This is a genomic window from Blastococcus capsensis, from assembly GCF_030165005.1.
Taxonomy (GTDB): Bacteria; Actinomycetota; Actinomycetes; order Mycobacteriales; family Geodermatophilaceae; genus Blastococcus; species Blastococcus capsensis.
On sequence record NZ_JASNNW010000045.1, the window covers coordinates 1 to 7182 of the forward strand.

Here is a 7182-nt window from a genome sequence, read left to right on the forward strand (position 1 = left end):
CTAGCCCGGATCTTTCGTCAGGCCGGCGGTGATCATCGGAAAGCGGCTCGGTGGGCCGCCGGGGGGTGATCCTGGCATTGGGGTGTGACGGTTCGACCGATGCCGCTCGGGTGGGCGCCGGTTCCACGGTCCGGGGTGGTGCGGGCTCGTCGGGACGGGGTGGGCGGTGTCAGCCCGGGGCAGGTGCCGGTCCGGCGATCAAGGCGCGCAGCCGGACGACGGCGTCGTGGACGACGGCGGCCCACGGGTGGTGCTCGGCCAGGTGCAGCAGCCGGCGCCGGCCGGTGCGGGCCAGCGTCGCCGGCACGGTGAACAGCCTGGTCCGTAGCCGTTTGGGCTCCCACCGTCGAGCGGCGTGATCGACGAGGGCGAGCATCTGCATCCAGGCGGTGAGCTCACACGCCAGCGCGACGATGGCGCACCAGATCTGGTTCTGGGCGAAGTCGTGCAGCGGCAGGTTCGTCAGACCGGTGTCCTTGGCGCATCGGATGCGGTCCTCGGCGCGGGCCCGGCGGCGGTGCCGCAACTCGAGGTCGGGAAGCTGCCCGCGGCTGCTGTTGGTGGCGAAGGCGGTGACCCGCAGCCCGTCGGCGTCGGTGATCCGTAGCTGCGCGCCGGGATGGGGTCGTTCCTTGCGGGCGATGACCCGCATGCCCGGCGGCCAGCCGGTCAGGTCCAGCAGGCCGGTGAGTTCGGCGACCCAGGCGCCGTCGCGGATCTGGTCGTTCGCGTCGTAGGCCGGCGTCCACACCTCGGCCGGGATCTGGGTGAGTAGGTCGGCGGTGTTGGCCGGCAGGCCGAAGCCGATCGAGTAGGACAACCGCTGCCCGTGCAACCAGTCCAGGAAGGCGTGGCTGGCCCCGGCCCCGTCGGTGCGGATCAGCACCTTCCGGCCCGGTCGGGTGCCGGGCCGGTGGCCGGGCAGCTGCGCCAGCGCCTGCTTGGCCACGGTGATGTGGTCGGCAGCGGTGTTCGACCCGGCATTTCCGGCCCGCAGCAGCACCGACAGCGGCTCACCACTGCCCTCGGGCCCGTGGTCGACGAACGAGCACAACGGGTGGAACCCGAACCCCCGCTTGAACGTCGGCGCAGCCTGCTCCTTCTCCGAATGCGACGTCACGAGCGTGGCGTCGATGTCGATGACCAGCGGCGCAGCCGCATCAGCGCCCTGGCCGGGTGCGTCCTTCCCGGCCAGCCCCCACACCGCAGCCCGCGCCGTCGCCCGAGCGGTGTTGATCGCCGCCAGCGCGGCGGGTGCGTCGGCGGCGAGTGTGTCGATCGTGCGGGAGACCGTCGGATCAGAGGCCACCCGGCCGAAGACCCGAGGTTCGGCGCGCAGCAGCGCGATGTCGGCCAGGCAGTCCCCGCCCACCGCCAGGGTGAGCGCCAGGTCCAGGACGACCTTGCCGGGGTCGTGAATCGCCAGCGGCCTACGCCACGGTGACAGCGCCGTCGACAGTGCCCAGTCCAGCCCGGCGGTCGCGACGGTGTCGGTGAGCAGTAAGCCACCGGCCTGACCGACCGCCGGTACGTCGGCCGTGTCGACCGTGAGGCGGGGATAGAAACGGCTACGCTTGTTCACCTGGAAGGTGCTCCTTGAACGGCTCGGACAGGTCCCTCGACAAGACCCATCCTTGCTGGTCAGGAGCACTTTTCAGTTGATCAACACCCGGTCGCGGCGCCTTCCCGTGAAAGCCCCGGGCTAGGTGGCTGGAGCGGGTGCCTCGGTGCGGCCCACCTGGACTGTGATTGTGGTGCGGAGCGAGCCGGGCCTCATGTACGTGTCGAAGAAATAGCGTGGCTCGGACGAAGCCGAGGTCATGCTGGCCGAGCGGCGAGTTGATGCGGCCCACTCACTGGCGAGCCGGCCGGCAGGAGTCCACGGCGCTGAGCCCGGCGGCCTGCGTCAAGTCGAGTGTCATCCGACCCTCGGCTGTCTTCAAAGTCAGGCGCCCGGTGTCGAGCGAGACGACCTCGCCGCACTGTAGCGATCCGTTGGCGAGCAGGACCTGCACGCGGGGTTTCTCCTTCGCTGGCCCATACCAGGTCATCCCCACTGCGGCGCAAAGCAGGATCGCGCAGACGAAGAACAGCACGACTCCTCGCAGGAGCGCCCGTGAAGCAGCGTGGGCCTCGGCCAGTCGGCCCCCCATCGCGGGGTCTTCGGCCGAGTAATCGATCACGGCGCGAACGGCGACCGGGCGCGGACGTCCGTGGGCAGCTCGCATGATCAACACCGCGGCGGTCGAACCGGCCACGAGTGCGGCCAGCAGCAAGACCCCGACGACGGCAGCCGCCCCCGTCTGAAGTTGGGACACGTCCGTGCGGCCCTTGACCAAGCCGAAGCCGACTAGCCCTGCCAGAAGTGCACCGAGGCCGTTGCGCCACGCGAGGGCACCGGCACGGATTCGGGGGAGCTCGTCGGCGAGCAGGTCCCTAGTTGCGCGGGCCGCGCGGCGGTCACGGGGGCGGGCAGGTGACCCAGCCGAGAGTCCGACAGTCACGACGAGGAGCGGGTCAGCTGGATGTTCCAGTAGGCGCCGCATCCCTCCTCACCGGGAGGCCGTTCCGGATGGGCCTCTAGGCAGGTGCACAGCAGCGGGTGCTCCTCCCCGGGGGCGGGAAGAGCATGGCTGCCCGGCAGCGTCGTGTTCTGGAAGACCTGGGTGACGAGGGGGTACTCCATGGCATGGCCGCACCGCGGACATGTGCCCATCAGCACCACGCCCCGGCGGTTGGGGACAGCAGTGCAAGCGTTCGCGAAGGCCTCCGCATAGCCGATTGCAGTCACTTCCTCGTAGAGCGACGGGGGCTCTTGAGGTTTGTCGGGGCCGCTCATCGGCTCTCCTGTCATCGGGGTCGGTCAGGGGCCGGTGTGGGCGAACGGCGTCCAACGGTGAGGCCACTCCGGACGGCAGTCTCTGATCCGCCGGACGGCGCGGTGCAGGGCAGCGGGCGCCAGGTCTGGGTCCAGGCGTCCCTCTGAGGCGATTGACCGGTACAGGCTGGTGAATACCTCGGCGGACGTCTGGTTGTCGACTGACCACAGTGCGGCAACCACGTGCCTAAATCCCGTGTAGTGCAGGGCCGACGCAAGCGTGATGGCCTCGTCGAGGAGGTTGATTCCGCCGACGGCGGTCTTGCACGCCGACAAACCCGCGAAGTCGCCGTGGTACCGGTCCTCGGCTATGTCAGCGACGGTGAGGGGCGCATCGTGCAGCAGGAGCCCGCCGCGGGACGGATCGTTGAGGTCCTGGTCTCCGTGGCAGCTGAAGTGGACCCAGCGGTGACCCCCAAGGACCGAGCGTACGGCGGCACGCGTGGCTCCGTCGCCGTCGAGCACCGTTCGACGCTCGGCGGGGAAGGCGTCGAAAAGCGCGGCGCGTTCGGCCGCAGAGTCGAGCGGCACCTGGCCGCGTGCGTGCGGCACATTGACCAGTAACAGCCGGTCGCGGTCGCGTGCCGGGTCGTCGTCTGGCCTGCGCGACTCCACGAGCGCGCGCAACGTTGGCGTGTAGGAGGAAACGGCACGGTCGAGCACCGTACGGGGCGGTGACTCGCCGGCGGCTGCCTCGCGATGGTGACCTGCTGCGTGCAGCGGCAACATGGCTAGGGTGCCCGTCGGGGACCACCAGATCCGGGGCCACGTCGTGATTTCGCCGCTCGGAGTGTCGGTGAGGCCCACCTCGCGGAGAACGGGCTCGGCGATCGTCTGCCACATCCATCCCTGGAGGTCATGGAGCACTTCGTCGACCTGCTCCTGCGCCTCCTCCGCTGTCCGGTCGGCGGCAAGCAGTCGGCGTGCCGCTGTGCGGGGTGATTCCCCGGCCGCTACCTGGTGTGCTCGCAGCCTTTCCCCGTCGGCGATCTCCGCGGTCTTTAGGGCCGAGAGGTAGTCGCCAGCCCGACGCGTGGCGTCGTCCAGCGTTAGGGCATGAAGCGGACGCAAGGTCACCCCGGTGGGCCGAACGATAAGGGCGTCGCACCGCCAGCGACTCACGTTGATGATGACGACCGGGCCCCGGGCGGCGGCCGGGAGCAGCGTTTCCAACCCTGGCGGCTTGAGGAAGTCATCGAAGCCGTCGAGCGCGCGGACCTGTTCGACCAACTCGTCCCAGTCCCGGGCGAGCGCCATCCGGCGGTCGACGGCTGCGTCAGTAGCGGGACTCGGCTGCGTCATGCCTCTCCACTCGTAGTCCGCACAGGTGGTGCCGCTGATGCTGCCATTACCGGGAAGGTGACGTCCCACCTTGTGGTGTAGCTCGGCGTGATTCGTGGGGTCTTCTGCAGCCTGGACAATGACGCCATCAGGGGGCAGGGGACGCGACTGCGACGGCGGTAACCGGGCAGCGTGGTCGTTCCTAGGAGCCGATTCGACACGGGAAGTCGGGCGGCGCACTGTCGGGGCTGTCGGGTCTCAAGCGACCGGCGGGACCCGAAAGAGCTAGGACTCGAGAAGGCCTCACTCGAAACGTCAGTGGCGCGGCTTACGGTCCGCGGACGATGACTTACACCACGGATGAGCGGCGGCGTGCGGCCGCATGGAAGACGCAGACAGACGCTCTACCGGTCGCCGCCAAGGTGCCTGCGCCCTACCTCGAAAAGGACGGCGGGGCGATTGGCGCTTCCTTGCCCTTTTGCCTCCCGTACGACTTCGCGGACCACAACCTGCTGGCCGCGGTCCGTGAGCCGGCGGTGGCCCTGTTCGCGGATTTGGGCATCCCGTGGCACGCCGGGATCGGTCGAGGTCCGGGGAACCATCTCCTCTCGTCCCAAGTGCAGTGCGTCAATGCGCTGATGCCGATGGTGGAGGACCCGTCGCGTCTGGCTGCGGCCTTTGCGGCGGTGCTGGACGTCGGTGAGGTGCTGGAGATCGAGCCGGGCCGCTTCCTGACGTTCGAGTACATCGGCCCTGAAGACTTCTTCGGCGAGGCTCCTGGCGGAGAGCGAATTCGCGGCGCGCACTGTACGAGCGTCGACGCGGCGTTCCTGCACCGCGCGGCCGATGGCGCCCGCGAACTGGTGCTGGTCGAGTGGAAGTACACCGAGTCCTACCGGGTCCGCACACCGGATGCCGCACGAGACGAAATTCGCCGCGCTCGCTACGCCGAGGCGGTCAACGACCCGACGGGGCCGGTGCGTGGCGATCGGCTCGCCTTCGAGCTGCTACTGGACGAGCCGTTCTATCAGCTGACCCGCCAGCAGCTCCTGGCGCACGCACTGGAGCAGTCGGGCGTCGCTGATCGAGTTCGGGTGGTCCTGGTCCTCCCGCCGGAGAACGAGGCCTACCAGCAGTCACTAGCCCGCCCGGAACATCGCGCCTTGGGTGCGACCGTCTCCGAGGCCTGGCATCAATTGCTGCGCACACCCGACCGCTTCGCGACGCTGGATCCGGCGGTCTTGGCCCACTTGGACCGGCCCGAGATTCACGGGGCGCTGCCGATGTCGGGGTCGAGTAGATCGTCCGGTCTGGCGTGGCGAGCTCGGGCCGCCGGGGTTCTGCATGGGTGGCGGGCGGGTTCTTCCACGTCGCGAGGCTGCATCGTGAGGGGGTCGGGTCACTGACCGGGTGTGGTGCAACCTGACGAACTCATCGGGACGCCCCACCACTTCTCGGCGCTTCGGTGACGTACCGACGACCCACCTTCGTGGCGCGGGCGCGCAGCTGACCGACCACTGTCAGACCCATAGGGGCTCTTCTTACTTGAGGTGGGGGCTGGACAGTCCGCCGCCGATCAGGAGCATGCGGAGTCGGTAGTTGTCGCGGTTGCGGAAGCCGCGGGCGATCCGCCGGTGGAGCTCGATGAGGCCGTTGACGGCTTCGGTGCCGCCGTTGTTGGATCGGCCGGTGTCGAAGTAGGCGAGGAACGCCTCCCGCCACTGCTTCAAGGTGCGGCCGAGGCGGGCGATCTCGGGCACCGGGCAGGTCGAGAACGAGGTGAGGACCTGTTCGGCGATCTTGCGGCCCTCGGCCGGCTTGGGATGCCGGTAGGCGTCCCTCAGCTGCTGGGCACATGACCAGGCCAGCCACACGGGCAGGTGTCGCTCGTCGGCGTCGAAGGCTGCGCGCAAACGTGTCCACTGGCGGTCGGTGAGCTTCTCCGCGCCGGCGCGCAGCATGGTGCGGATTCCGTACAGGGGGTCGCCCTTGCGGCCACGGTGCCCGAGGGTCTCCTGCTGGACTCGGCGCCGGCACTCGTCCACCGCAGCGGTGCCGAGCTTGACGACGTGGAAGGCGTCAAGAACGGCGACGGCATCCTCCAGCTGGTCATCGATGGCGTTCTTGTAGCCGTGGAAGGGGTCTAACGTGGCGATCTTGACCTGCTTGCGGAACGCTTCGCCACGCTGCTCGAGCCAGTCGGCGTAGACCTTCCCCGACCGGCCGGGCACCAGGTCCAGCAAGCGTGCGCGGACGCGTCCTGCCTGGTCACGGGTCAGATCGACCATCCCGGTGAGCTCCTTGGGGCCGCGACCACCGTCGGCGATCGGCTTGGTCGAGACGTGGTGCCAGATGTGCTCATCCACGCCCAGGGCGGTGACGTCGGCGAAGCGGGCCTCGTCGGCGGCCATCGCCTCCAGTAGCGGCTTGATCGAGCGCCACACCGTGCGCCAGGTCGTGCCCAGCTGCCGGGCGATCCCGGCGACCGAGGCGTGCTCGCGGCGCAACTGCCCGATGGCCCACCAGCACGCCCGCGTGGTCAGCAGCGCCCGTGGCCGAGCGAGAGCCTCGTGCTGCTCGGTGAACGCCTTGCCGGTGCACTCGACCTCCACGCAGCGCCAGGTCCGCTTGCGCCACACCAACTGGACCGGGCGCCCGAAGCAGGGCACGTCGACCAGGACAACGTCGCGGCGACCGTGGCTGCCGACGATGACGCCACAGGCCAGACAGCCCATCGGCTCGGGCGCCGACTCCACCACGACCTGCACTCGGCCGTGACGCTCGACGACCTCGATGACGTGGAAACCGTCCAGGCCGACGAGGAGATCACAGCGATCGCAGTAGGAGTGAGCGAAGGAGGAATCAGGACGTGAGCGCGCGCGAGCGCACGCCGTAGGCTCGGACACCGTCGAGGCCTTCCGGTCGGGCAGCTTGGTCGCTCCCGATCTTGGAAGGCCTCGACCCCTCTCCCGCCTCAGCTCACACGCGCGAGTCCCTCACACCCACCGCAGGTACGAAGAGCC

General features: G+C 69.3%; 6 protein-coding genes. 1 reads left to right on the plus strand and 5 read right to left on the minus strand.

The window, feature by feature from the left end; translation table 11 throughout:
* Positions 1 to 169: 169 nt before the first annotated feature.
* The 4 genes from QOZ86_RS20905 to QOZ86_RS20920 all read right to left on the minus strand — a co-directional run bounded on the left by QOZ86_RS20905 (position 170) and on the right by QOZ86_RS20920 (position 4180).
* A complete protein-coding gene (locus QOZ86_RS20905) occupies positions 170 to 1582 on the minus strand; it encodes an IS1380 family transposase (protein WP_284493892.1) in 1413 nt (470 codons plus the stop codon).
* 271 nt (positions 1583 to 1853) lie between these two features.
* The gene (locus QOZ86_RS20910; protein ID WP_284493893.1) at positions 1854 to 2096 is read right to left on the minus strand and encodes a hypothetical protein; all 243 of its coding nucleotides are present in this window, start codon (positions 2094 to 2096) and stop codon (positions 1854 to 1856) included.
* A 404-nt stretch (positions 2097 to 2500) separates the two neighbouring features.
* Complete coding sequence (locus QOZ86_RS20915; protein WP_284493894.1) at positions 2501 to 2839, minus strand: hypothetical protein; 339 nt, start codon at positions 2837 to 2839, stop codon at positions 2501 to 2503.
* A 24-nt stretch (positions 2840 to 2863) separates the two neighbouring features.
* Positions 2864 to 4180 (minus strand): CHAT domain-containing protein, encoded by a 1317-nt coding sequence (locus QOZ86_RS20920; protein WP_284493895.1) that lies wholly within the window; start codon positions 4178 to 4180, stop codon positions 2864 to 2866.
* Between the two features lie 323 nt (positions 4181 to 4503).
* Here QOZ86_RS20920 and QOZ86_RS20925 point away from each other — a divergent pair, with 323 nt between their 5' ends.
* Positions 4504 to 5565, plus strand: coding sequence for a PGN_0703 family putative restriction endonuclease (locus QOZ86_RS20925; protein ID WP_284493896.1), 1062 nt, complete (start codon positions 4504 to 4506; stop codon positions 5563 to 5565).
* A 135-nt stretch (positions 5566 to 5700) separates the two neighbouring features.
* Here QOZ86_RS20925 and QOZ86_RS20930 read toward each other — a convergent pair whose 3' ends face one another.
* Positions 5701 to 6927 (minus strand): ISL3 family transposase, encoded by a 1227-nt coding sequence (locus QOZ86_RS20930; RefSeq protein ID WP_284493833.1) that lies wholly within the window; start codon positions 6925 to 6927, stop codon positions 5701 to 5703.
* Positions 6928 to 7182: the final 255 nt, after the last annotated feature.

What these genes read in the sequence shown, in the direction of transcription:
- QOZ86_RS20915 (WP_284493894.1), bottom strand. Translation starts at nt 2,839, where the DNA reads ATGAGCGGCCCCGACAAACCTCAAGAGCCCCCGTCGCTCTACGAGGAA.
- QOZ86_RS20920 (WP_284493895.1), bottom strand. Translation starts at nt 4,180, where the DNA reads ATGACGCAGCCGAGTCCCGCTACTGACGCAGCCGTCGACCGCCGGATG.
- QOZ86_RS20925 (WP_284493896.1), top strand. Translation starts at nt 4,504, where the DNA reads ATGACTTACACCACGGATGAGCGGCGGCGTGCGGCCGCATGGAAGACG.